We start from the raw sequence: 23465 nt of genomic DNA, 5'->3' as shown, positions 1-23465 counted from the left end.
TGCTTTTACTATACCGCTTTTTCAAGGCACGGTATACTAAACCGGCTCATTGTTCAAAAAATCGCCGAATATTAACGTCCAAAAGCCTCTGGCTTGACATATGGACTGCCTTCTCCTTCTTCTTGCGTTTGGGTATTATATGGAACCACCTTATACTCCGCATCTGAAAACACATTGGCATACGGCATTGTGTAGCTGCCCACGCCTGTCACTGAATCGATCATCGTCTCGTTTCCATTTCTCTTTTCATAAATACGGTATTCAACCCGTTTATCCTCTTGCTTGTCCCAAGACAGCTCTAATGTAAACAACCCTTTGATTTTAAACGCATAGCGGGCTTCAAATCCTGAAAGTCCCTCTAAATGGATTGGCGCTTGAAGTTCTTTAATCCCCTCTGGTTTTTCAAATGTTTCATTGGTGATTTGGCCTGCCGTTAAAATATCCTTAAACAGCTGAACCGGGTATTGACTGCCGCCAGTTAAATAGTGACTGTTATCGGTTTTGTCATACCCCATCCAGATGGCACCTGTTGTACTTGGCGTATAGCCGGCAAACCAAGCATCTTTTGTTGCACCTTTCACACCTGAATATGTGGTCGTGCCTGTTTTACCTGCTAAATCTCCAGCATATGAACCGCTCTGAGCTGTTCCGCCTTTGACGACTTGCTGCAGCATTCTTGTCATATTCCAAGCATTCTGAACGCTAAACACTCGTTCTGACTTACTGTGATTCTTCTCTACCGTTTCTCCTTCATCATTGGTGATTTTCTGAATGAAGAAAGGCTTTTTATATACGCCTTCATTTGCAAATGTGTGGAAAGCTCCAGCGATTTGAAGTGGAGAAACCCCTTTTTCTAAACCGCCAAGCGCCATGGCAAGTCCTTGATCCGAAATATCTATTCCCATTTTCTCGAGATATGATTTCGAGGTATCAATGCCAAGCTGGCTTAATGTCCACACCGCAGCTGTATTCTTACTTTTCATGAGGGCCTCCACCATCGTGACCTTGCCTTCATACTGCCCATCGTAATTCTTTGGTGAATAGCCGTCATAGCTTTTTTCTTTGTCTTCAAGCAGGGAATAAGGCCGGAGTTTTTTCTCCTGCATTGCCGGACCATATACCGCGATCGGCTTGAAAACAGATCCAGGCTGTCTAACAGCGGTAACCCTGTTATAGCCCCTTGCTTGATATTCTCGTCCTCCAATCGCTGCTTTTACTCCGCCAGACTCGTTATCAATAAAGACGGCACTGCTTTCAGGAGAACCGCTTTTTCCCGGGAAATAACGGTTGTTTTTCATCGCATCGTAGGCGATCTTTTGCAGATTCATATCGATCGGAACTGTAATGGTATAACCGCCTTGAAGCAATTGTTCATGTGAAATGGCATACTCTGATTCTGCTTCCTTAATGATGAGATCGACATAGCTGTCCACCCAAGGTGTTTCTGATTTCTTTTTCAAATGAATGCCTAGTGTTCTCCCTTTTGCTTCTACTGTTTCTGTTGATGATAAATATCCTTGCTCATTCATTAAATTAAGGATGGTGTCCCGCCTTTGTTTATTTTTATCAGGGTGTAAAACAGGCGAGTAAGTAGACGGCGCTTTTGGCATCGCAGCGAGTGTAGCCCCTTCACTGACAGTTAAATCTTTCACATCTTTACTAAAGTAATAATTGGCTGCTGCCTGAATACCGTAGACGCCATGACCGAAGTAAAGCTGATTCAGATACATCTCGAGCAGTTTATCCTTTGAATAATCTCTTTCTAAATTAATGGCAATAATGACTTCTTTTGTTTTTCGAAGAAAGGTTTTGTCATTTGTGAGAAAAATATTTTTTGCGAGCTGCTGAGTGATTGTACTGCCGCCCTCTACCTTTCCTCCTGCTAATATATCTCGATAAACCGCCCTTGAAATTGACTGTGCATCAATACCATGATGCTCATAAAATCGTTTGTCCTCGACAGCCACAAAAGCTTTCGCTACTTTATCAGGTACATCCTTTAATGAGACAGGGTCCCGATTTTCTGAATACATACTTGTAAGTTCTTTTCCATTCTGATCAATGATTTGGGATGAAGCGTGAAAAACAAGCTTCTTTTCATCTATGACATAATGTCCTAAAAATAAAATGGTCAGATAGCCAATAAATGAAAGTACGATGGTACTTCCTGCAATGACTAATGGAATGATTATCTTCTTTTTCTTCAAATTAGGTCACCTCATTCCTTTATACGGATAGTATGGGATGTATTGCTTCATAATATGTTTTATGGATTGACTACCAAAGAATTATATATCATTCTTTTGTTATACTATCAAGCAGGAGGCGGTTTAGATGAATGTCTATATCACATATGGAACAGCAGATTTCTTGCATAAAATCGCAAAGAAACACGATCAGGAGAATCTGCTTTATATGGTCGGAAAAGAACAAGCAGCTCTTTTCCATGAGACGGAGGGCGAGACTGTTTTTAAAGCCCCTCATGCCTATGATGTGATTTATGCGAAAGGTGAGCTAGTCCAATCTGGCTTCGTCACCTTGAATCATATCCCTGTGAAGCTTGAAAGCAGAGCACTTTTTGAATCTACTTTTCAGAAGAAGACGAACATCTCAGAACATCAGCGGGGCTTCCAGGCTCTTCGAGTGTTAAGACCGAAAAAAGATGAAGAAGTGTATTTGATTATGACACTTTGGGAATCAGAGGACTTATTTGAAGACTTTCAAGAATCAGAAGCGTTCTTTCAGCCAAATGAGGATACTGGCTCCATCTTCTCTCGTCCTGCTTTTCTCACATCCTATCATGCCGTTACAGACAATTAAGGAAGTGCTGAAAGCAGCACTTCTTTTTTTCATGAAAAAAAGCCCAATAGCTGGGCTTTTCATTTTATCGTCGTGATGTCAGCTCGTACCGATGAATGATCGGCTGAAGCACATAGAAATTCAATAGTATCCATCCTAATAAGATCGGCCACTTCAACATAGGTGAAGCACCTTTCAATTGAATGAGCATCACCAATAGCGGAATCAAGCAGATCATGAAAAAACTCATCTTGGAGACAAAGGTTTCTTTGACTTGATGACGACAGCTTGGACACATCATCATTTTCGTATGTGATAGATGAAACTTTTCAACGAAAGAAAATGCTTTTGAACAATTTGGACAGCTTCCCAACACGATTCCTCCCTTTCCCCGCTTCATATCAACTTCGACTTTTATGTAAAATGACCTTTTGATGCAGCATGCGAAATCCTCTTCTGTTGAAAGATTCTAACAATTACCATACAATCAGTAAAAGAGCATGAAGGAGGTTTTCGACTCAATGACAATATCCACTTTACAAAAAAGCATTAATGAACGTCTTGATGAACATTATGAGGAAATGGTTGAAATTAGACGCCATCTCCACATGAATCCTGAACTTTCTTTCCAGGAAGAAGAAACAGCCGCTTTCATCGCCAACTACTATGACACATTACATATACCAACATGCACACAGGTGGGCGGCCATGGTGTACTCGCCTTTATCGAAGGAGCTTCTCCGGGGCCGACGATTGCCCTCAGGGCTGATTTTGATGCACTTCCCATCCATGATGAAAAGGAAGTGCCTTACAAATCAACAAAGCCAGGTGTGATGCATGCATGCGGGCACGATGGGCACACAGCGACACTACTTGTCTTAGCGAAAATCTTGAATGAGCACCGCGATCAATTAAAAGGGAAAATCGTCCTCATTCATCAGCACGCAGAAGAATATGCGCCAGGCGGTGCAAAACCAATGATTGAAGACGGCTGCTTAGACGGTGTCGATGTCATATTCGGTACGCACCTTTGGTCTCCAGAGCCTTGTGGCACCGTTCTTTATAAAAGCGGGAACTTTATGGCAGCCGCCGACCGCTTCTCTATTCGAGTTCAGGGGAAAGGCGGACACGGCGCCCAGCCTCACTTAACGAAAGATGCTGTACTCATCGGTTCACAAATCGTCGCAAACCTGCAGCAAGTCGTTGCCCGTAAAGTCAATCCAGTTGATTCTGCTGTTGTATCTGTTGGAGGTTTTGTGGCAGAGAATGCTTTTAACGTCATTGCAGATTCAGCTGTTTTAACTGGTACTGCACGATCCTTTGAAGAAAGTGCACGACACACCATCGAACGAGAAATTGAACAGGTCGTGAAAGGGGTGTGCAACATGCATGATGCCGACTACACATATGAATATGTGAGAGGATATCCTGCTGTCAAAAATCATCCAAAGCCGACTGAATATATTGCTGACATCGCAAAACAGACAGAAGGTGTCACAGAAGTAAAAGAAGCGGAAACCCAAATGGGTGGAGAAGATTTTGCTTACTACCTTCAGCATGTCCCTGGTACCTTCTTTTACACAGGCGCCATGCCTGAAAACAGCCAAGACGTGTATCCCCATCATCACCCAAAATTTGATATCAACGAAAAAGCAATGCCTGTCGCAGCAAAGGTACTCGCCCGTGCCGTCCTTTCCTACGATGAATGAAAAAAAGCCGCTGTCGCCAGCGGCTTTAGATTATTGACAAAGGGCTAAAATGATTTTTATTTTAGCCCTTTGTCTTCTTTTCAGTGTGATAGAAAACCTTTGAAGTCTAGGAAGGACGAGTACCGGAGCGGAGCGAATTGAACATTCGTGAGTACCGGAACGCAGACCTGACAACGAATGCGAGGGTTTGTCTACACGCTGATGCCGCTGTCACCAGCGGCTTTTCTATTTCACTTCTTTCAACACTCGTAAGTGAAACACATGACGAGCGACATCTCCGAGCTGTCCTGTCAGCTGATGATTTGCCACACCGCCAACAGCGGCTCCGACGATCGGCATTAATTGAAATAGCTTCACTAGGTCAATGTAATCTCGATACTCCTGCTGAAAGCTGTACCAATCCATTTCCTCGCGGTTCGTTTCCCAATCATCTATGATGTACATCATTTTTTGACGATGTGCACTGCCGGAAAAGGCGAGTTGAAATATACAGAGCAAAAAGAGTCTTTCCTCTTTTTGAGACAAATCAAAGCCATAAATACATGCCAGCTCATAAAGACATTTCATCTTAATGCTAAGCAGCAGCGGAAAGTCTGCCATACCGAGCAATATACCACCTGCACCTGTTCCAATTCCTTCGATCGCAGCTGCCTTTTGATAGTACTTCACTTTCTCCTTTGCCAGTTCATTTCGCTCGATGATAGATAATTGCTCATCAATCACCGAAAATGAAGTGAAGTGCGATCCTGATACGGTGGATTCAACCATTGTTTTGACCGCACTTGTGATGACTTGATGAAATCGAGCAGGGATTCGGCGGTTCACCTGCTGCTGAACTCCTTTTGAAAACCGTTCGATCTTTGAAGGTTTTCTTAAAAAATGCGTTTGAAAAAGAATGGCTTCTTCATACAACTCCCGTTCAGCTGCATTCATCCGGTCCCCTCCTTGATGTCATCATACGCTCGCTGTCAGAAACATATCTCCGCTTATCTCATCTTTTTTAATCGACTGAGTACGTAAGGCTTGAAGAGGACAAGCACAAATGCCAGCGAAATCAGAAGGGCAAGTCCACTTCCCTGCCATCCTCCTGCCGGGAGTACTGCACAGCTCAGCAATATCGATTGAATAATAAGCACATTACGAACGAGAACAAAAAAGCTCCGATCCTTTTCTTGATGAGCAACTGGATAAAGTGCCTGTAATGAAAGATGGGCAAAGTGCTTCGTTAACGGCATAAGCTGTACACCTGTGATAAACACGGTGAACAAGACAAGCAGCGCACCCACCCAGCCTGCTGCACCTGTATACAAAATAATCAGCACAAACACGGCGGTTAGCCTAAACACGAGACCAAAATAGTCATTTGAACGTAAAAACGCCCTCACATACATGTAAGAAAAAGTTTTACGCTGGTCATACGGAACAAACTGCAAAAGCCAGTCCATGTATGCTCTTCTTTTCACCTGTTTCTTTAAATGAGGCACATCTGTAAATAAATTGGCCAAACGATAAAAACGCTGTTTTCGTTTTAATTCGTCAGAAATATGCAATTCCCATTGAAAAGGCTGTTTTTTTACTGCATTGGTTAAGTAAACGAGATAGACACTATAGATCAGATAAAAAACGATTGCGATTGCATAGGATGCCTGTAAAACGGTATAGATCAAAATCATATTCAATAGAAAACGAAGGACTGCATCAAGCCATCTGATCTGTTTTCCTTGAAAATAAGTGATCCTCCATTGAATTGCTGTATTCAAGCCCTTGATCAAAATCATTTGCGCCAATATCAGCACATACATCTTGAGGCCGCCTGAAGACACCGCAGAATAAAGCGGAAGTGCAACAATGGATACGGCAATAAGAGGAAACAGCTGAGAAATGAAGCTAAAATTAAAAGCTTGTTTTAAATAAGGCTCCATCTTCCCTTCCAAAGGAAGCAAAAACACGAGATCTGCTTCTTTGATCAACGTACGCACGTAAGAGCTTGTCAGCACCAATGAAAAAACAACTGCCATGACCCAGTAGGATGGGAAGTGAGCCGGAATCTGTTTGAGCCAGTTACTATACCAGCTCGCTCCGCCTGCAAGGAAAAAAATGAGCACAATGACAAGATGATCATTGAACATGTATTTTAAATATTTTCTTGTATCTTGCATGTGTTCCTCTAATCGGGATTTCCAAATGGTTTGCGTCATTTTACTCATAGCTTTCTTCCTTTGTTAATTCCAAATAAAGATCATCGAGTGTCGCATCTCTCATATTGAACTGTTCTCTCAGCTCTGTCAGTGTTCCTTTCGCTCTGATTTCCCCTTCATGCAAAATAATAAAGGAATCACAATAGCGCTCAGCTGTCGCCAAAATATGCGTCGACATCAGGACACTTGCGCCGTTTTTCTTCGCAGCATTCATCCGTTCAAGAAGTGCATTAATCGCAAGAGGATCAAGCCCTAAAAACGGTTCATCAATGATATACAGTTCTGGTTCAACAAGGAATGCACACATAATCATGACCTTCTGCTTCATTCCTTTTGAAAAATGAGCAGGAAACCATTTCAAACGTTTCTCCATTCGAAATTCTTTCAGCAATGACGGCAGACGTTCATCTAATTGTTCCTTTGACAGACCGTAAGCCATCGCTGTCAGCTCTAAATGCTCTTTTAAGGTTAATTCTTCATATAATACAGGTGTTTCTGGAATAAACGTAAATTGCGAACGATACGCCTCTTGATCGTCTTGAAGAGTTCGTCCATTCAATTCAATGACACCTTTATGCGGTTTCATGAGCCCGATGATATGGCGAATGGTTGTGCTTTTCCCCGCCCCGTTTAAGCCGATGAGACCGACGATTTGATTTCTTTCTAATTCAAATGAGATATTTTTTAGAACGGGATTCTTCGTATATCCACCCGTTACATCTTTTACAGTGAGAAGGGACATGAATTCGTTCCTTTCTTTCTTTTTTCCTTTATAGTAACAAAAACGAAAGGTAATTTGAAATGTTTACCTATAACCGGGCATGAATAAAAAATAGGCGCTTTGGTCATCATAATGTATGTAGAAGAAATGAACTTGATGACCAATAAGTAAATGAGGTGTTTGTTAAAGGCAAAGAACCGCATGACAAGTTGGTTTTTCATCTAAAAACCTTAGCTTCTGTTTTGCTTCACTGATTCTTGATTTTTGTGTCCTATACAATATGTATACGACAAACCAAAACGTCAAATGAGGTGTTTACGGCAGAAATAGCAGGCATATGAATTCTTTATTTCAGTAAATAGAGAATTCAAAAGGCATATCGAATGAAAGCATCAGCATTTCTTCTGCAGGAGCAGGATGAGCGACCAAAGGAGTTCGCTTGTCCTGTTTTCTTTTTTGCTTCTTTTTGTGATACGATGAAGGAAAATGAATAAGGAGTGACATAATGTGAGCAATTGTATTTTTTGCAAGATCATTGATGGAGACATTCCATGTGCAAAAGTATATGAAGACGAGCATGTATTGGCTTTTCTAGATATTAGCCAAGTAACAAAAGGACATACCCTTGTAATCCCGAAAATACATAAAGAAAATATCTATGAGATGACACCAGAAGTGTCTAATCACTACTTCCAAGCGATTCCGAAAATTGCAAGAGCAATCAAACAGGAATTTGAACCAATTGGGTTAAACCTTCTGAACAACAACGGCGAAAAAGCCGGACAATCTGTGTTCCATTACCATATGCATATCATTCCGCGCTACGGAAAAGGCGATGGCTTTGGTGCCGTATGGAAATCACATCAAGAGCAATACACGTCAGAGGATTTAAAAGATATTTCTTCTGCCATCCACACGCGGCTTACCTCATCTTAATAGATGAGGTTTTTCTTATTTCTACCCCCTTTTTATCCCCTCCATCTCTTAATAGTAAGATATTTAGAACGATTCAAATTTTTTGACCAATTGCTTCAAATTTGTGATAGGATGGTTTTATCTTTTGATCCATTAACGCGAGAAATAGGGAGAGATTGTGATGAAGCGAACGACGAATTTTAATGCTGGTCCGGCGGCACTGCCGCTAGAAGTGCTTCAAAAAGCACAGGAAGAACTTGTTGATTTTAAACAAACTGGGATGTCTGTGATGGAGCTGTCTCATCGCAGCGGTGAATATGAAGAAGTCCATAATAAGGCAAAAGCACTGTTGGTGGAACTGATGGATATTCCTGAAGATTACGAAGTCCTCTTTTTACAGGGCGGAGCTAGTCTTCAATTTGCGATGATTCCTATGAACTTCTTACATGAAGGCGAAACGGCTCATTTCATTCAAACAGGCGCTTGGTCAGAAAAAGCATTATCAGAAGCAAAAGGGTTTGGTGAAACATCTGTGTTTGCTTCAAGTGAAGACGACAACTACTCGTATATTCCAGAAGTAGATGCCTCCGGTTTAACAGATGGCGCTTACTTACACATCACATCAAACAATACGATTTTCGGCACTCAATGGATAACGTTCCCAGACACGTCATTGCCGCTCATTGCAGATATGTCCAGTGATATTCTCAGCAAAAAAATCGAGGTTTCTCAATTTGATTTCATTTATGCTGGGGCACAAAAAAACTTAGGGCCTTCTGGTATCACGATTGTGATCGCGCGCAAACGTTTATTAGAGAAAGAGAAAAGCAGCACACCGAAAATATTAAAATATTCAACACACGCAAAAGCCAACTCTCTTTATCACACACCACCGACTTTTGCGATTTATATGCTGTCTCTTGTCCTTGAGCATGTCAAACAGGCTGGCGGCGTAGAAGCAGCGGAAAAACGCAATGAACAAAAAGCAGGCATTCTCTACGACACAATTGATCAAAGCGGTGGTTTTTACAAAGGACACGCACGCACTGACAGCCGTTCGCATATGAATGTCACGTTTACCCTTCGTGATGATTCGCTCACTGCTTCCTTTGTAGAGAAAGCAAAGCAGGAACAAATGGTTGGACTTGCCGGCCATCGTTCTGTCGGTGGATGCAGAGCATCTATTTACAATGCGGTATCGATTGAAGACTGCCAAAAGCTTGCGGACTTTATGAAAAAGTTCCAGCAAGAAAATGAGTAAAAAAGCTTTTCTATAGAGAAATAAATTTGTTATAATAACGAGAAATATAAAGTGATGACTCTTGCAATAAATGATGAGCCATATTATTGGAGAGTCCTAAGAGCTTAGCAGAGGAGAGCATAGAAATGAAAACAAAAGAATTAGTGATTATGTCATTGCTTGCAGCAATGGGAGCTGTTTTGCATACGATTTTCCCGCCCATCTTTTTCGGAATGAAACCTGATATGATGCTGGTCATGATGTTTTTAAGCATCATCCTTTTCCCAAAGGTACAGCATGTAGTGGTTATTGCCCTAGTAACTGGCGTCATTTCTGCATTAACAACGGGTTTCCCAGGCGGACAAATTCCAAATATGATTGATAAACCAGTGACAGCCTTTATCTTCCTAGCCCTTTTCTTATCTTGCTTGAAGATAAAGAACAAAGTGGTGCTGACCGCTGTGTTAACTGCGATTGGAACCATCGTATCCGGCGTGATTTTCCTATCTGCCGCTTTACTAATTACTGGACTGCCAGCTGCATTACCGGCACTTCTTGTGGGCGTTGTCCTTCCAGCAGCCGTGATTAATACCATTGCCATGGTATTTGTCTTCCCAATTGCTCAGTCCATTCTAAGGCGTGCAAGAATGATAGAAGTTGCTTAACGAATAATCGAACCTCTTCATAATAGATGAAGAGGTTTTTTTCATGCTTTTATAAAAGAAAAAGGGTCAGCAGCAAAATGAGGAGCGAAATCCCTGCACCTGCCGCACACACAAGTGCTTTTTGCTTTAATACATGTTTTGGCGGATAAGACCCTGCATACCCCAGCTGTCTTGCATAATGAATAGAACCACCTGTAAAAACGACACCGATACACGTAAAAACGAACAGAAAGACAGACAACCTTCTCCCCTCCCTTTTCTTCAAAAGTATGCTAAAATAAAGCAAGCTATGTATGGAAGTTCAATGAAGCTGATCGTCAGCTCAGAGAGAACATGCGAATGTGTAAAATTTGACTAGAGGTGATTTGAATGGCTAGTGGACGTTCTTTATTAACAGGATTATTTGTAGGCGGTCTCCTCGGAGGTGCGGCAGTGCTCCTGACGACTCCCTCTTCTGGCAGAGATGTGCGCGGAAAGATGAAAGACGGCTATGACAAATTCGAAGATACGCTGACAAGATTAAAAAGAGATGGACAAGCTTTAAAAGAGCAAATTGTTGAAACAGCAAAAGAAAGCGCAGAGGTCATTAAAGAAGTCGGAACTGAATTACAAGCATCGATTCAGCAATGGCGCGAAGAAATCAAACCTCACCAGCAGGACTTGCAAAAGGAAATTCAGGAAATTGAGGAAAAGCTCAAACAACTGGAGAAAACCTTACAAAACTAATATACTCACGAAAAAATATTCGTTTACAAAAGTGTGCGGGGTGCGTATCCCGCACTTTTTTTGTTGAAAAAAGGTTATTTTGTCAATGTTTTTCATGAGTTTTAAAAATTCTTGAATTTTCAGCTTTATTAATCTTTATTTTATTGGCATAATAGAATTACAAGAAAAAGAGAAGTAGGTGAAATGGATGAATCATTCGGAACAGCCTTTCGATGTAAAAGAAGCACTTTTATTCAGTCAAAGAATGGCCCAATTGAGCAAAGCTCTTTGGAAATCCATTGAAAAGGACTGGCAGCAGTGGATCAAACCGTATAACCTAAATATCAATGAACATCATATTTTGTGGATTGCGTATCAATTAAAAGGAGCTTCAATATCAGAAATTGCAAAGTTTGGCGTCATGCATGTATCAACGGCGTTTAACTTCTCCAAGAAACTGGAGGAACGAGGATTTTTAAAATTTTCTAAAAAGTTAAACGATAAACGCAATACGTATATTGAGCTAACGCCAAAAGGCGAAGAGACATTCCATAAACTACTTGAAGATTATGACCCGGCACGAACTGGTATTGTCAAAGGCGCACAGCCGCTTCATGACATTTACGGAAAGTTCCCTGAGATTTTAGAAATGATGTGTATTATCCGAAACATCTATGGTGAGGATTTCATGGAGATTTTTGAGAAATCGTTTTCAAACATTGAGAAGGACTTTTTGAATGAGCGAGGAAAAGTCACGAAAAAGCCTGAGGAACTTGAAGACTCAGCTGATGCAGCAGAAAAAGCGGCTAAAGCAAATCAAATTGTTTAATGATCTTTATAAATTCATTCATTAACGGCTGAAACAGCCCTTGATCATGCAATGCAAATATCGTCTCATGCACATCCAGCTTTTCAATTAACTGTCCTGCAAAAAGCGCAAGCATATCGTCAAACATGACGTAGCCTTGTGCTTTTTGCTTGTCCATTTCCTCTGAAAGCTCAGCACAAATACGCTCAATTTCCTTCGCCTCTTCTTTCGATACCCGCTGCCTGATCAATAATGCATAATATGGATAACGGCTCATATCGGTCGCCGTCAGCAAAAGTTCCATATAATATTCGAGCTGGCTCATTCGTTCCTCAATACTCATGTACGTTCCCTCTTTCTCTTAGTCTTTCTATTTTAGCCGAAATTACTCATTGACGAAAGAGACGAACCTCCCTCTTCTGTCTTTTTTTCTTGAAAAACCCAAAGTTTCCTCTCTTTATTCCATATGAAGGCAACATTTTATTTTTTTTCAACAAAACCATTGATTTTTATCCTCAGGAAGAGTAAATTATCTTGAGATATTCAATTAGTTTTTTAAGATTGGAAGGATGAAAATGAATTGTTGGAAAACCATTAATCTTGAAAAGGATTATGGTTATACGAGACTGCTGATTTCAGCTATAAGTCTTGCTATACTTTTTTTCATTATGGCTTTTTTATGTTTTCAACTGACTCATCCTGAAACGAGACTAAGCAGCCACAACGCACCGCTTTTTGCTGTACTTTTACTTATGACATTGCTTGTCCACCGTGTGGTTCACTTGATCCCAGTGATGAAAAACAAGAAAAAAATGACGCTATTTAAACGAAATTGCTGGAAGCGTGTGCCAAAGAAAGTAATGCTTTATTCACTTCTCAGTCCATTTTGTGTGATTTCAACGCTTTACTTTGTGTTAGGCGTGGCGTTTCCAATGTATGCACACTATTTTATCATCATCGCAAGTATTCATGCAGGCTATTGTTTGCCTGACTTTTTATTTGCATGGAAACTGCTCAAAGCACCTAAATCCTGCATCATCGATCAAGCCCAAGACGAGTTTGATATTTTAGTTGACCAAACTTCCTCATCATAAGGTTTTTAAAGCCAACTTCTATCTTTTTCATAAAAAATTTGGTAATGTAGTATGGGAATAGCATAGAGAGGGGGGATCTCCGATAGTTTTATTTTACTTCATCGTCTTTGCCGCGTTTATTGTGTATTCAATAAACAGGCTTACTAATACATTATGCCTTGTCAGAGAGATTCCTGAAGAACGGCAAGATAAGGTGTTTCGCTTTATCAATGTATCGATACTGATCTTACTGATCTCATCATTTGTTGAAATTACCATTTCTATTTAAGATCAAAGCAAAAGCTGCCAGTTTGAGGGCAGCTTTTTGTGTATATTGATTGATTAGCAAATCCAAGATGCACCGATAATGATCAATAAGATGAATAACACGACGACTAGTGCAAAACCGCCAGCAAAGACTTCTCCTCCCATGTAAAAACACCTCCTGCCAGTTCTTGCTCTGTTCTAAGCTCAGTGTATGCAAAAAAAATGAAAACGTTTAGGCACCTGTCATCGTTTGAAAAAAGAACCGCCCGCACGCATGGCAGGACGGCTCCTTTCTGTCACAGCGATTTAATTAGTAAAGATATGCTGCACCAACGATGATCAGCAAAATGAATAGCACGACCAATAAAGCAAACCCATTAGAATATCCTGCTCCCATATAATTCAGCCTCCTTTTTGTGATCACTATATGTGTATGCCGCGCGCAAATTTTTGACTAGACGAATGCCCTCCCATTTGCATTTCTTTTTACAGCGTGTCACAATATGTTATGATACAAGCAATGATAAATAAATTGGAAAGATTAGGAGTGTTTTTTGAATGAAAAAAATGGCTTTAGCAGCTGTAACAGCAGTTAGTGTTTTAACTCTTGGCGCATGCAGTAGCGGTGATAAAGATGTCATCGCAACAACAAAATCAGGAGATGTCACAAAAGAAGAGCTTTATACAACTCTTAAGAAACAAGCAGGTGGAGATGCTTTAAATCTACTTGTTCAACAAAAGGTTCTTGCTGACAAATACAAAGTATCAGATAAAGAAATTGATAAGAAAATGGAAGAATATAAAAAGACACTTGGTGAAGATCGTTTAAAACAACTTCAAGATGAATTCGGAAAAGATTACATCAAAGATCAAGTGAAATATGAGCTGCTGACTCAAAAGGCTGCCAAAGCTAACATCAAAATCACTGATAAAGAAGTAAAAGCGTATTACGATGACCTAAAAGGGAAAATCCGCGCAAGCCACATTTTAGTAGCTGATAAGAAAACAGCTGACGAAGTGGAAAAGAAATTAGATAAAGGTGAAAAATGGGATGCCGTTGTGTCTGAATATTCAACTGATACCGCTTCAGCAGCACAAGGCGGCGATGTAGGCTGGTTCGCAAAAGAAGGCCAAATGGACGAGAACTTCAGTAAAGCTGCTTTCAAACTAAAAGTGAATGAAATCAGCAAACCAGTGAAATCACAATTCGGCTACCATATCATTAAAAAGACCGAAGAACGCGGTAAATACGATGACATGAAAGCAGACTTGAAAAAAGAACTGCTTAACCAAAAACAAGCAGACACAAATGAAATCCAAACGATCTTAAACAAATTGGTGAAAGATGCCGATGTGAAAGTAAAAGATAAAGAACTTGAAAACACATTCAAAGAAAAGTCTCAACAACCCGCACAAAATCAACAACCTCAACAAAACCAGTAATCACAAAAAAAACCTCTGCCGTGATCGTGCAGAGGGGTTTTTATATGACCTGATTAAGCAATCGAGTCTTCATGTGCCGCCGTATCATGTGATCTTTTCACTTGCTGATCCTGACGTCTACGCTCTCTTTCTTGTTCCATTCGCTCGATAAAAATTTCTCCTTCCTTTTCAATAAAGGATTGATCAATCTCTTGCTCCTCTTTGGCCGTTGTCATTAATTTATACGCACAGAAAATAATGCCAATGATACATGCATACACCCACCATGGAAAAAACAACATTTTTTCATCGCCTCCTTTTTTCAGAACAGCTCTCTCTTCCTTTGTGTTACATGCTTATGCGAAAAGAAGACAAGTTATGAAAAAAACGCCCGCAATAAACGGACGTTTTGACATGGTTATTCGTGATGAAAGGTTGGTTTATAAAATGAACGATTCTCTAGCGCAAAAATACGTTCTGTATATTCTCCTGGCTTCACATGCTCAAGCGCACGATCCATCATATTCATCTTCGCATCTAAATTATCAATATAGTGGAGTATTTCGGCTTCCTTCACCATTGGTGGTTTCGGGCTGCCCCACTCTCCTTTTCCGTGATGACTCAGTACTAAGTGCTGTAAAATCAGAATTTCTTCTGAATCAATGCCAAGCTCTTCTGCAGCTTTCGCAATTTCTGTCACCATAATCGAAATATGACCGATTAAATTCCCTTCCACCGTATAGGTGGTTGAGACTGGGCCCGAAAGCTCTTTGACTTTTCCTAAATCATGAAGAATGATGCCTGAATATAAAAGATCTCGATCTAATGATGGATATAGGTCAACAATTGATTTAGCCAAATGCAGCATGGACACCACGTGATAAGCAAGACCAGAGACAAATTCGTGATGGTTTTTTGTCGCTGCTGGATAGTCAGCGAATTCCTGTCCATATTTTTTCAGCAAATGCCTTGTAACACGCTGTATATTAGGGTTTTTCATATCAAAGATATATTGCATAATCGTATCCATCATATCATGTTTTGGAATAGGAGCTGTTTCGAGAAAATCATCAATTCGAATTTGCTCATTTTCAGCAACAGGGCGTATATTCCTAAGTTTCAGCTGATTCCTCCCGCGATAATGATGAATATCGCCTACTACCTTCACAATGGTTTGCGCGGCATAGGTTTGTTCATCATTCTGCTTTGCATCCCATAGTTTCGCCTCAATATCTCCACTTTGATCTTGAAGAATTAACGTTAAAAATGGTTTGCCATTACTCGCAATCCCTTTAGTAGATGATTTAATTAATAAATGCAGGTCAACTTGTTCGCCGACATCATAGGTCATGATCCCTTTAGCCATTCAATAAAAGCTCCTTCCATGTTTCTGCTCATATAAGTATAACATAAGTCATTATTTGTCAATCATTCAACTGCTAAACTCGTAATCTGTCCATCTTCTGCTGCTTGCTTCATATGCTCATGACAGGTGAAATAAAACAGCTGTGTTTCAAAACGTGTGAGCTCGTTCATCATCTCCAGCACTCTTCCTAGACGAACGTGATCGAAATGAACGAAGCTGTCATCCATCATAAACGGAAGCTGACAATCTTGCTGATGAGACAAAGCGAGCGCAAAACGAATCGCCAGATAGATCTGTTCACACGTTGCCTGTGAAAGCTCCTCTGGACGGAATATTCGTCCATCCATTCTTTTCACCATCAGCAAGTCATCTTCAGGTGAAAATAAAATCGCTTCATAACGATCATTTGTTAACGGTTGAATAAAACTTGAGGCTGTTTGAAGCAATGCAGGCAGCCTTGTTTCTTTATGCTCATTCAATTTTTCTCGTATGACGGAGCGGACAAGCTGAATTGCCGCCCATTTTTTTGCGAGGTGCTTCGCATGCTCCTGCTCTGCGGCAAGCTGATGAGTCAAATCAGACACCGTTCCAGAAGCTTCTATTTGCCGGATTTCCACCGCTAGTTCTGCTAAACGTTTTTCCATATTCTCCGCATTCAATTGAACGTCATGAAGGTGCTGCCTTGCTTCTGCACACTCCTCTTCAAGGAGAGGTAATCCTTTGCGAACAATCCATTCCTCCTCATCAAAACAACCGCTTCTATGAAGCTCTTGATTTAGCTGCTGCAAATGGGAAAGCCGTTCCCGGTATTCTTTAGATAGATGAGAAAGCACTTGGTAATCTTCTTTGGACTCTGCTTCTACTTGACGAAAAAGCTCGCCAGTTTGTTTTTCGTAATATTGAATTTCCCCTTCTAGTGTCGTGAGCTGCTGGATCGCATGTTGAATAGATACGTGCAATGTCTGGCGTTCTTTTTCTCTTCTCGCCTCATCTTTCAATATCTCTTGAAAAGCTGAGATATTCTCCTGAATGGTTCCTTCCTTTTTTTGAAGGATACTGCTTAACGCTGAAACCCTGCCCTCATAAATCGATTGCTGATCGGAAAGCATGCCTATTTCACGATGAAGCTCCTCATATGCCGCTGTATTCATTTTTAATTGTTTTAGGATATGGAAGGCCTCTACTAGGAAAGAAAGCTCAGACGACAAGCCAAGCTGTCTCTTCTTTTCCTCTACTTGCTGCTGGACAGGTTCCAGCTCTAGCTCCCAGTCTTCATATTGCCGAATGATTCTTTCGTACAGAAGCTCCTTCTGCCTCATAAGTGTTTCAGCTGAAGCTGCCTGCACTTGAAATGAATCAAAGGCCCCTTCGCCGCTTCTTTGTTTCATAGGGCTCATTTGACTTAATGGGTAAATGAGAAAGAAGAGAAAAACAGAAAATCCCGCAAACAAGAGCGTGATCCACCACTCTGTTAAAAAGAATAGAACAAGCAGAAGCACCACATCAAATGCGATCAAGCCTCGGAATAACGACGCCCGGGAATGAATCGGTTTCTTTTTCGATCTTGTCCCCTTCGCATCATCTTCTGCTCCGTGCTGTCTGACTTGCTGTTCCTTTAATCCTTTTAGAGCGGCTTCTGCTTCGTCCAGCTCATGTCTTGCGTGATCAAATCGTTCATCTAACTGCGCTTTTCTATCCATGAGACGAACGTATTGAGTGACAGTCTCCTTTAATTCCCACTCAAATTCAAGCGAATCGTCAATTTGTTCGAGCTTTATCGGGCGCTCCCACTTTAGCTTTGCTACCGCTTCGTCTATTTTTTGTTTCAATGAATCACGGTTTGCTCGACACTCTGCTATGTGCTTTTTCACAAGCTCAGCATCAGCTGCTTCATCTACGACTCGTTTCATCTCCATTATGGTATCCTTGTCATAGAGCGGTTGAACTTGTACGAGTGAGGTTTGCAAATGGTCTAACTTCTGCTTCAGTGCAGTCAATTGAGCCTTTTTCGGGTGAAGGTGTGATTCTAGTTTATCCAGCTCATGCTCTGTTTCTGCTCTAAAACGTTTGAATCGGTCTGGATAGCGGGCTAATTCCTTTTTTAATTCCACTTTTTTCTCAATCATGGGATAAACTTGAATGGATTCAGCCAGTTTCTGAATGTGTTCCTCAGCTTGCTTCATTTCACTTTGAAGCTTTTCGATCGTCTCTGTTAATTCAGATTGCTCCCGTTTCTTTTCGGTATAGCTGCCTTCTACCAATCTCGCTTGTTTCAGCTGACCTGTCAGCTCTTTTAAACGATCAAGCTGCTGGTTTAATTCAGGCTTGCGTCCATTTGGTTTAAACAGCTGCTCCTGCTGCTTTAGCAGCCTGCTATCCATCTTGGTGGCTGCATCCGAGCCAAATAAACTTGAGAAAAGTAGAAATTCGCCTATTTGGTCCTGGTTTAAGGCTTGGACATTTTGCAGTCCAAACACATCAAATGAATAGATTGATTGATATAATCTGCGATCCGTTCCCTTTAAAAGTGTCTGTAGAAAAGCTTCGTCTTTCACTTCACCATTCGGTAAAAATACCTGTGCTTGCCCACCGCGATCGGACGTTCTCTCAATATGAATAACGCCTAACTCATCATCTTGGCAAGTAAGGGAACCACCATAAAAAGAACCCTGTTTCGTCTTGTACATCTTGTTTTTCGGAAAACCAAATAACATCGATTCAATAAACGTTTTCAATGTCGTTTTCCCCGATTCATTCAGGCCGTAAACTAGCTGAAAACCGTCATCAGAAAAGTGAAAGGTCCGATTTGAAAATTTCCCGAAATGGGCGATATGGAGTGAACGTATTTTCATTGTGCCTCTCCTTTTCTCATAATTGCTTTAGCTGTTCTGTCAGCAGCCTTTGTGCTTCTTCTTTTATATCCACTTCATCCTCTTTTGTGAGAGCTTTTCCTGACTTTCTATAGGTTGGGTGACGCTTGATCGGTGATAGAAGCTCTTCATATGCCTCAAACTGTGAAATTTCAGCAGTGAGTTCCTTCAAAAAAGAATCTTCTGGATAGACGACATCCTCGTTTGTTCGGCAGTCAATCGATATCACCCAAACGAATACCTCTTCATCTTCTTCCTGTTCATGAAGAACGGTCAACAGCTCCTCAAGTACCTCAAGCTGAGTACGCTCAAAGTAAGGAGGAGCATCACCCGTCAATTCAATTTTCACAAAATGAGGGACGCCCTCCTCTTTCAGCTCACTGATTTTGCTATCCACAAGTGTCACAAGATCCGTCATATGAACCGTTTCTGTCATGTCTATTGCAAGTGTCTCAAACATCACATCCGCACAGCTAATAAATTCCGCTGTCTCAGAATCCTCGGAGAGTTGAATAACGTAACAGCCTTTCTCTCCTGTTTCTTTAATATGTCTGCCCTGCATGTTACCAGGGTAAATAATCAACGGGTCTTCATGCAGAAGGGCTCTCTTATGTATATGTCCAAGCGCCCAATAATCGAAATCCCGTGAAAGAAGCTGCTCAAGCTGAAATGGTGCATACGCATCATGCCCTTCTTGTCCGGCTAATGTACCGTGAAGCATCGCAATGTGATAGGCAGCATCTGTCGTTTTGACATAATGAGATGTCATATTTTCATAGACAGCCCGCTCTTTGTAGCTAAACCCATAAATACTTGCAACAAGCTGCCCCCCTCTATAGTAGGATTGCTCACTTGGTGTACTGCTTGAAAAAACGTGCACATTCTCAGGCCACTCAATCGGTGTCCATTCACCGCCTAAATGATCATGATTACCATAAATAATAAAGACGTCAATCCCTTGAGTTTGCAGTCTTAGAAACTGATTTCTTAAAAACAGCTGTGCTTTCAGACTGCGATTGGATTCGTCAAATAAATCTCCGCTCAGCAGCACAAAGTCTACTGCTCGAGCAATGGCGAGATCAAACATATTCTTCGCACTTTGAAATGTACTTTCTTTGAGCCGCTTAAATGGTAAGCTAGGGATATTCGACATTCCTGCAAATGGACTGTCTAAATGTAAATCTGCGGCATGAATAAAGGTGAGCTTAGTCAAACGTCTATCTCCTTGTCCGATACTGTCATTGTCCATATTTTATCATGCCATTTTTACGAATGCACGTTCTATCGCTCTCATTCTAAAAAACACAGTTTTAAGAGCTAAAAAAGAGGTTTTGCCTTATTCATTGTTTAATTACATAGAAAAGCAGAGGAAAGGGAGATGAGGAATGGAGAAGACATACTTTTTAACTGTATTTGACCGGTCGGGTGAGACCTTATTAAATGAAAAAATCACAACGGATAGTGATGAAAAGGCAAAGGAATTAGGGCGCCATCGCTTAATCGAACAGCAATACACGAAGCATTCCCACCGGCTCGTTGATGATGCAGGCAAGCTTCTTTTATTTGAACGTTAAAAAAACCGGCATTCGCCGGCCTCACATTCGTTTATACGTTCTGAAACACAGGTCGTCTTTTTTCTAAAAAGGCCTGAATGCCTTCCTTATGATCATGACTTTGCCTCAGTCTTGCCTGTGCTGCCCTCTCCTTTTGAAGAACGGCTAGCAGCTCAGGTTCTGACTGCTGAAAATAGATCAGCTTTGTTTCAATAAATGCTTGAAGCGGCATGTTCATAAACGGCTTCACACATACTTTTTGATACGCATCGACTTCATCCTGAAACACCCCGTCTGCAAGGCGCAGTTTTAACGCTTCTTCAGCCGGCAGCTTTTGTCCGCTCCAAATCAATTGTTTCGCGGTTTGTTCACTGACTCTTTTTGTGAGAAAAAAATGCCCTCCGCCATCTGGAATTAACCCTACTCCATTAAAATTCATGGCGAGCTGTGCATCCTGATGCATAAACAAGTAGTCACAGCTTAAAACAAAGCTAAAAGCAAGGCCTGCCGCTGACCCGTGGACAAGGGCAATCGTCACTTTTTTCATACCGGCTAGAGAAAGTGTAATTCCCTCGATCAAATCCATCACACGATGGAAATCTTCTTCACTTTCCTGCTTAAGCATCATGCCAATATCTCCGCCTGCTGAAAACCCTTTCCCCGCTCCCTTGATCACAACGACTTTTGCACTGCTTTCTTCCGCTGCATCACACGCCTCTTTGAATTCAGCAAACATGTCCACATGAAATGAATTATAAGCATCAGGCCTGTTGAAAACGATTTCAAAAATATCCCCGTCTAACTGACAATTGATATATGTCATCATCCATCCCCCTTTTCTTTTAAACTCATGACTTAATTCCATTTCAACCCGAATAATCCCTTTTCCTCTTCATAAAAAATTTCAAGATCAATTGATACCAAAACAAGCATAATTGTTGAAACAAGAAATATATTTTTATATAGTAAATGAAGAAAGAAAATGATTTTGAAAGGGGGAGGATGATTGATAAGGTGTTCCATATTCATATTGGTTAGTTTCATCGTCATGTTTTCTCCTTTTTCAAATGTCGTTTTTGCTCCACAGGCAGAAGCGAGTGCACCTAGTCTTATTTCTCCATCCATCTACGATGAAGAAATTCAAGCTGTGAAGACACCTCCATTTTCAAAAAAACATGCCTCCTCTATTCTGTTAAAGAACAGATTATCACTGGCTGATTCAAAGATTTTTCTTCTCAAGCCTGCTCCATCAGCTGCGTTATCCATTGATCTATGTTTTTTGGAAATGAAGTGTGCGATCCCCATTATGTGTCAATCAAATTACCTCTACTGATTCATTTTATTTCATCCGTATTACTATATGAAAAACACAACCTATCATATTCGGAGGGATAAAATGAATATTAAAGAAAATGATCTTCCTGGGATCGGAAAGAAATTTGAAATTGAAACGAGAAATAGAGAAAAAATGACGATAGTGATTCATGATGATGGCAGACGGGAGATTTATCGTTTTGACGATGATGATCCAGATGAAGTGCTGTCCACCATTTCTCTCGATGATGCTGAATCAAGGCAAATCGCTGCGATTATCGGCGGCATGGTGTATAAACCGCAGGCACTTGAAACCATTGAAATGGCCTTCAATGACTTAATGATTGAATGGTTTAAGGTGGAAAAAGGCGCAAAAGCGGTTGGACATACACTCGGTGATTTAGATGTGCGGCAAAACTATGAAGTCACCGTCATTGCGATCATTAAACATACAAATGAAAAATTACTGAACCCTGGTGCCGATTCGATTATTGAAGCAAATGATACGATGGTCATTTCAGGCGAAAGAAAACACTTAAAGCGATTGATTCGTGATTTTCTTTCTAGAGGGGGAGAGTGATGAATGGATCATTTAGTCTTTGAAGTTGGGACGGCGCTGATTCTCATCGCCATCGCCAGCTTAATCGCCAATAAAATAAAATTCTCTATCATCCCTTTTCTCATTGTCCTCGGTATGATCGTTGGGCCGCATGCTCCAACCATCGGGATCATTGATCTAAAATTTATCGAAAGCACCGAAATTATTTCGTTTTTTGGCAGAATGGGCGTCTTGTTCCTTCTTTTCTATCTTGGACTTGAGTTCTCTGTCGGAAAGCTTATTAAATCGGGCAAATCCATTGCTGTCGGCGGATCTATTTATATTTTGATTAACTTCAGCTTAGGACTGCTTTACGGTTTTATCACAGGGTTTGGGTTCCTTGAGGTTCTCATTATGGCAGGGGTTATCACGATTTCATCCAGTGCCATTGTGGCCAAAGTCCTTGTTGATTTGAAACGGACTGCGAACCCTGAAACTGAGTTAATTCTTGGGATCATTATGTTTGAGGATATTTTCCTCGCTGTTTATTTATCCGTCGTATCTGGTCTTGTCCTTGGAGATGCCACAACGGTTAGCGGTGCCTTATTATCCATTTTCATTGCTTTTGGTTATATGATGCTTTTCTTTATCATCGCACGTAAGCTGCCAAAACTATTAAACAAGTTGTTCGATATCCGTTCGAACGAAGTGTTCATCATTGTGATTTTTGCGGCTTTATTCTTTGTCGCTGGTTTCTCAGAGACAATCCATGTAGCAGAGGCCATTGGGGCACTCTTACTTGGTCTTGTTTTCTCAGAAACAGAGCACTCTGACCGCATCGAACATCTTGTGGTTCCATTTAGAGATTTCTTCGGGGCCATGTTCTTCTTCAGCTTCGGTCTCAGCATTGATCCATTTACATTAGGTGATGCCTTCTGGCTTGCGATCGGCGCTGTGATTCTCACCTTCATTGGGAACTTCACTGCTGGAATGTTCGCTGGAAGAAGAGCTGGATTTTCTCATAAAGCCTCTTCTAATATTGGATTAACCATCGTATCACGAGGAGAGTTTTCAATCATTGTAGCCGAGCTCGGTATTGCGGGCGGACTTGCCGCTACCTTGAAGCCATTTGCTGCATTGTACGTCTTAATCCTTGCGATTTTAGGACCGCTTGTGACGAAGGAATCTAAGCGAATTTATCAAATCCTAAACAAAATCTTCAAATGGAAAACAGAAAAACCAAAAGTGAAAAAGGAAACAACGATCTAATGAAAAAGGGCCCTATGCTTGGGCCCTTTTTCA

At 41.0% G+C, this 23465-nt stretch carries 28 protein-coding genes; 13 read left to right on the top strand and 15 right to left on the bottom strand.

Features of this window, described 5'->3' with window-relative positions:
• Positions 1-71 precede the first annotated feature (71 nt).
• Positions 72-2207: a transglycosylase domain-containing protein gene (locus tag GKC25_RS04810; protein WP_034663567.1), complete on the bottom strand. Its 2136-nt coding sequence runs from the start codon at positions 2205-2207 to the stop codon at positions 72-74.
• Between the two features lie 127 nt (positions 2208-2334).
• Here GKC25_RS04810 and GKC25_RS04805 point away from each other — a divergent pair, with 127 nt between their 5' ends.
• Positions 2335-2820 (top strand): antibiotic biosynthesis monooxygenase family protein, encoded by a 486-nt coding sequence (locus GKC25_RS04805; RefSeq protein WP_034663569.1) that lies wholly within the window; start codon positions 2335-2337, stop codon positions 2818-2820.
• 64 nt (positions 2821-2884) lie between these two features.
• Here GKC25_RS04805 and GKC25_RS04800 read toward each other — a convergent pair whose 3' ends face one another.
• On the bottom strand, positions 2885-3037 hold the full coding sequence (locus GKC25_RS04800; protein WP_223249501.1) for a hypothetical protein: 153 nt from the start codon (positions 3035-3037) through the stop codon (positions 2885-2887).
• A 283-nt stretch (positions 3038-3320) separates the two neighbouring features.
• Here GKC25_RS04800 and GKC25_RS04795 point away from each other — a divergent pair, with 283 nt between their 5' ends.
• Complete coding sequence (locus tag GKC25_RS04795; RefSeq protein ID WP_034663572.1) at positions 3321-4508, top strand: M20 family metallopeptidase; 1188 nt, start codon at positions 3321-3323, stop codon at positions 4506-4508.
• Between the two features lie 225 nt (positions 4509-4733).
• Here the strand turns inward: GKC25_RS04795 and GKC25_RS04790 are convergent, their stop codons facing one another.
• From GKC25_RS04790 to GKC25_RS04780, 3 genes are read right to left on the bottom strand one after another with little or no spacing between them, the layout of a single operon-like run.
• Entirely contained in the window at positions 4734-5441 is a 708-nt protein-coding gene (locus GKC25_RS04790; protein WP_342689921.1) for an EcsC family protein, read from the bottom strand.
• A 53-nt stretch (positions 5442-5494) separates the two neighbouring features.
• Positions 5495-6715, bottom strand: a complete 1221-nt coding sequence (locus GKC25_RS04785; protein WP_342689920.1) for an ABC transporter permease — start codon at positions 6713-6715, stop codon at positions 5495-5497.
• On the bottom strand, positions 6708-7448 hold the full coding sequence (locus tag GKC25_RS04780; protein ID WP_003212171.1) for an ABC transporter ATP-binding protein: 741 nt from the start codon (positions 7446-7448) through the stop codon (positions 6708-6710). Before GKC25_RS04780 ends, GKC25_RS04785 begins: the two co-directional genes overlap by 8 nt.
• Positions 7449-7934: 486 nt before the next feature.
• Here GKC25_RS04780 and GKC25_RS04775 point away from each other — a divergent pair, with 486 nt between their 5' ends.
• The 3 genes from GKC25_RS04775 to GKC25_RS04765 all read left to right on the top strand — a co-directional run bounded on the left by GKC25_RS04775 (position 7935) and on the right by GKC25_RS04765 (position 10247).
• The gene (locus tag GKC25_RS04775) at positions 7935-8363 is read left to right on the top strand and encodes an HIT family protein (protein WP_106041476.1); all 429 of its coding nucleotides are present in this window, start codon (positions 7935-7937) and stop codon (positions 8361-8363) included.
• Positions 8364-8523: 160 nt separating this feature from the next.
• Complete coding sequence (gene serC / locus GKC25_RS04770) at positions 8524-9603, top strand: 3-phosphoserine/phosphohydroxythreonine transaminase (protein ID WP_342689572.1); 1080 nt, start codon at positions 8524-8526, stop codon at positions 9601-9603.
• Positions 9604-9728: 125 nt separating this feature from the next.
• Positions 9729-10247, top strand: a complete 519-nt coding sequence (locus tag GKC25_RS04765) for a tryptophan transporter (RefSeq protein WP_024425455.1) — start codon at positions 9729-9731, stop codon at positions 10245-10247.
• Positions 10248-10296: 49 nt separating this feature from the next.
• On the opposite strand, the gene GKC25_RS04760 is transcribed toward GKC25_RS04765, so the two are convergent.
• The gene (locus GKC25_RS04760; RefSeq protein WP_003211362.1) at positions 10297-10488 is read right to left on the bottom strand and encodes a hypothetical protein; all 192 of its coding nucleotides are present in this window, start codon (positions 10486-10488) and stop codon (positions 10297-10299) included.
• Between the two features lie 128 nt (positions 10489-10616).
• On the opposite strand from GKC25_RS04760, the gene GKC25_RS04755 reads away from it, so the two are divergent.
• On the top strand, positions 10617-10973 hold the full coding sequence (locus GKC25_RS04755; protein ID WP_034663584.1) for a YtxH domain-containing protein: 357 nt from the start codon (positions 10617-10619) through the stop codon (positions 10971-10973).
• 187 nt (positions 10974-11160) lie between these two features.
• Positions 11161-11781, top strand: a complete 621-nt coding sequence (locus tag GKC25_RS04750) for an HTH-type transcriptional regulator Hpr (protein WP_034663587.1) — start codon at positions 11161-11163, stop codon at positions 11779-11781.
• On the opposite strand, the gene GKC25_RS04745 is transcribed toward GKC25_RS04750, so the two are convergent.
• Positions 11759-12103 (bottom strand): YhaI family protein, encoded by a 345-nt coding sequence (locus tag GKC25_RS04745; protein WP_034663590.1) that lies wholly within the window; start codon positions 12101-12103, stop codon positions 11759-11761. The two genes, GKC25_RS04750 and GKC25_RS04745, sit on opposite strands and share 23 nt — an antisense overlap.
• 232 nt (positions 12104-12335) lie before the next feature.
• Here GKC25_RS04745 and GKC25_RS04740 point away from each other — a divergent pair, with 232 nt between their 5' ends.
• Positions 12336-12854 carry a DUF3267 domain-containing protein gene (locus tag GKC25_RS04740; protein WP_034663593.1) on the top strand — a complete coding sequence of 173 codons (519 nt, stop codon included), beginning with the start codon at positions 12336-12338 and terminating at the stop codon, positions 12852-12854.
• An 82-nt stretch (positions 12855-12936) separates the two neighbouring features.
• Entirely contained in the window at positions 12937-13122 is a 186-nt protein-coding gene (locus GKC25_RS04735; RefSeq protein WP_072368131.1) for a hypothetical protein, read from the top strand.
• A 53-nt stretch (positions 13123-13175) separates the two neighbouring features.
• Here the strand turns inward: GKC25_RS04735 and GKC25_RS04730 are convergent, their stop codons facing one another.
• Both GKC25_RS04730 and GKC25_RS04725 read right to left on the bottom strand, forming a co-directional pair.
• Complete coding sequence (locus GKC25_RS04730) at positions 13176-13265, bottom strand: YjcZ family sporulation protein (protein WP_017360317.1); 90 nt, start codon at positions 13263-13265, stop codon at positions 13176-13178.
• Positions 13266-13410: 145 nt separating this feature from the next.
• Positions 13411-13497 carry a YjcZ family sporulation protein gene (locus GKC25_RS04725; protein ID WP_008361129.1) on the bottom strand — a complete coding sequence of 29 codons (87 nt, stop codon included), beginning with the start codon at positions 13495-13497 and terminating at the stop codon, positions 13411-13413.
• Positions 13498-13658: 161 nt separating this feature from the next.
• Here GKC25_RS04725 and GKC25_RS04720 point away from each other — a divergent pair, with 161 nt between their 5' ends.
• Positions 13659-14543 carry a peptidylprolyl isomerase gene (locus tag GKC25_RS04720; RefSeq protein WP_003211354.1) on the top strand — a complete coding sequence of 295 codons (885 nt, stop codon included), beginning with the start codon at positions 13659-13661 and terminating at the stop codon, positions 14541-14543.
• Between the two features lie 53 nt (positions 14544-14596).
• On the opposite strand, the gene GKC25_RS04715 is transcribed toward GKC25_RS04720, so the two are convergent.
• The 4 genes from GKC25_RS04715 to GKC25_RS04700 form a co-directional block, all read right to left on the bottom strand.
• On the bottom strand, positions 14597-14824 hold the full coding sequence (locus tag GKC25_RS04715) for a sporulation YhaL family protein (protein WP_034663596.1): 228 nt from the start codon (positions 14822-14824) through the stop codon (positions 14597-14599).
• A 116-nt stretch (positions 14825-14940) separates the two neighbouring features.
• Positions 14941-15888, bottom strand: a complete 948-nt coding sequence (gene yhaM / locus GKC25_RS04710) for a 3'-5' exoribonuclease YhaM (RefSeq protein WP_034663598.1) — start codon at positions 15886-15888, stop codon at positions 14941-14943.
• A gap of 62 nt (positions 15889-15950) precedes the next feature.
• A complete protein-coding gene (locus tag GKC25_RS04705) occupies positions 15951-18740 on the bottom strand; it encodes an ATP-binding protein (RefSeq protein ID WP_342689919.1) in 2790 nt (929 codons plus the stop codon).
• Positions 18741-18756: 16 nt separating this feature from the next.
• The gene (locus GKC25_RS04700; RefSeq protein WP_034663603.1) at positions 18757-19971 is read right to left on the bottom strand and encodes a metallophosphoesterase family protein; all 1215 of its coding nucleotides are present in this window, start codon (positions 19969-19971) and stop codon (positions 18757-18759) included.
• Between the two features lie 172 nt (positions 19972-20143).
• Between GKC25_RS04700 and GKC25_RS04695 the strand changes: the two genes are divergently transcribed.
• A complete protein-coding gene (locus GKC25_RS04695; protein WP_034663606.1) occupies positions 20144-20332 on the top strand; it encodes a YhzD family protein in 189 nt (62 codons plus the stop codon).
• A 31-nt stretch (positions 20333-20363) separates the two neighbouring features.
• Here GKC25_RS04695 and GKC25_RS04690 read toward each other — a convergent pair whose 3' ends face one another.
• Complete coding sequence (locus GKC25_RS04690) at positions 20364-21137, bottom strand: enoyl-CoA hydratase (RefSeq protein WP_095284973.1); 774 nt, start codon at positions 21135-21137, stop codon at positions 20364-20366.
• Positions 21138-21166: 29 nt separating this feature from the next.
• Positions 21167-21355: a hypothetical protein gene (locus GKC25_RS04685; protein ID WP_080869524.1), complete on the bottom strand. Its 189-nt coding sequence runs from the start codon at positions 21353-21355 to the stop codon at positions 21167-21169.
• Between the two features lie 352 nt (positions 21356-21707).
• Here GKC25_RS04685 and GKC25_RS04680 point away from each other — a divergent pair, with 352 nt between their 5' ends.
• The gene (locus tag GKC25_RS04680; RefSeq protein ID WP_034663613.1) at positions 21708-22205 is read left to right on the top strand and encodes a cation:proton antiporter regulatory subunit; all 498 of its coding nucleotides are present in this window, start codon (positions 21708-21710) and stop codon (positions 22203-22205) included.
• A 3-nt stretch (positions 22206-22208) separates the two neighbouring features.
• Positions 22209-23432: a cation:proton antiporter gene (locus GKC25_RS04675; protein WP_034663616.1), complete on the top strand. Its 1224-nt coding sequence runs from the start codon at positions 22209-22211 to the stop codon at positions 23430-23432.
• The last annotated feature ends 33 nt before the right edge of the window (positions 23433-23465 follow it).

The sequence above is a fragment of the Bacillus pumilus genome (assembly GCF_038738535.1).
Taxonomy (GTDB): Bacteria; Bacillota; Bacilli; order Bacillales; family Bacillaceae; genus Bacillus.
Note: the sequence above shows the minus strand (reverse complement) of the source record. Positions and strands in the feature narration are given on the sequence as shown.

Bases quoted from the DNA above. Each gene is read 5' to 3' on its own strand.
- GKC25_RS04805 (WP_034663569.1), top strand. From the start codon at position 2,335: ATGAATGTCTATATCACATATGGAACAGCAGATTTCTTGCATAAAATC.
- GKC25_RS04800 (WP_223249501.1), bottom strand. From the start codon at position 3,037: ATGATCTGCTTGATTCCGCTATTGGTGATGCTCATTCAATTGAAAGGT.
- GKC25_RS04795 (WP_034663572.1), top strand. From the start codon at position 3,321: ATGACAATATCCACTTTACAAAAAAGCATTAATGAACGTCTTGATGAA.
- GKC25_RS04790 (WP_342689921.1), bottom strand. From the start codon at position 5,441: ATGAATGCAGCTGAACGGGAGTTGTATGAAGAAGCCATTCTTTTTCAA.
- GKC25_RS04785 (WP_342689920.1), bottom strand. From the start codon at position 6,715: ATGAGTAAAATGACGCAAACCATTTGGAAATCCCGATTAGAGGAACAC.
- GKC25_RS04780 (WP_003212171.1), bottom strand. From the start codon at position 7,448: ATGTCCCTTCTCACTGTAAAAGATGTAACGGGTGGATATACGAAGAAT.
- serC (WP_342689572.1), top strand. From the start codon at position 8,524: ATGAAGCGAACGACGAATTTTAATGCTGGTCCGGCGGCACTGCCGCTA.
- GKC25_RS04765 (WP_024425455.1), top strand. From the start codon at position 9,729: ATGAAAACAAAAGAATTAGTGATTATGTCATTGCTTGCAGCAATGGGA.
- GKC25_RS04755 (WP_034663584.1), top strand. From the start codon at position 10,617: ATGGCTAGTGGACGTTCTTTATTAACAGGATTATTTGTAGGCGGTCTC.
- GKC25_RS04750 (WP_034663587.1), top strand. From the start codon at position 11,161: ATGAATCATTCGGAACAGCCTTTCGATGTAAAAGAAGCACTTTTATTC.
- GKC25_RS04745 (WP_034663590.1), bottom strand. From the start codon at position 12,103: ATGAGTATTGAGGAACGAATGAGCCAGCTCGAATATTATATGGAACTT.
- GKC25_RS04740 (WP_034663593.1), top strand. From the start codon at position 12,336: ATGAATTGTTGGAAAACCATTAATCTTGAAAAGGATTATGGTTATACG.
- GKC25_RS04730 (WP_017360317.1), bottom strand. From the start codon at position 13,265: ATGGGAGGAGAAGTCTTTGCTGGCGGTTTTGCACTAGTCGTCGTGTTA.
- GKC25_RS04725 (WP_008361129.1), bottom strand. From the start codon at position 13,497: ATGGGAGCAGGATATTCTAATGGGTTTGCTTTATTGGTCGTGCTATTC.
- GKC25_RS04720 (WP_003211354.1), top strand. From the start codon at position 13,659: ATGAAAAAAATGGCTTTAGCAGCTGTAACAGCAGTTAGTGTTTTAACT.
- GKC25_RS04715 (WP_034663596.1), bottom strand. From the start codon at position 14,824: ATGTTGTTTTTTCCATGGTGGGTGTATGCATGTATCATTGGCATTATT.
- yhaM (WP_034663598.1), bottom strand. From the start codon at position 15,888: ATGGCTAAAGGGATCATGACCTATGATGTCGGCGAACAAGTTGACCTG.
- GKC25_RS04705 (WP_342689919.1), bottom strand. From the start codon at position 18,740: ATGAAAATACGTTCACTCCATATCGCCCATTTCGGGAAATTTTCAAAT.
- GKC25_RS04695 (WP_034663606.1), top strand. From the start codon at position 20,144: ATGGAGAAGACATACTTTTTAACTGTATTTGACCGGTCGGGTGAGACC.
- GKC25_RS04690 (WP_095284973.1), bottom strand. From the start codon at position 21,137: ATGATGACATATATCAATTGTCAGTTAGACGGGGATATTTTTGAAATC.
- GKC25_RS04685 (WP_080869524.1), bottom strand. From the start codon at position 21,355: ATGAAACTAACCAATATGAATATGGAACACCTTATCAATCATCCTCCC.
- GKC25_RS04680 (WP_034663613.1), top strand. From the start codon at position 21,708: ATGAATATTAAAGAAAATGATCTTCCTGGGATCGGAAAGAAATTTGAA.
- GKC25_RS04675 (WP_034663616.1), top strand. From the start codon at position 22,209: ATGGATCATTTAGTCTTTGAAGTTGGGACGGCGCTGATTCTCATCGCC.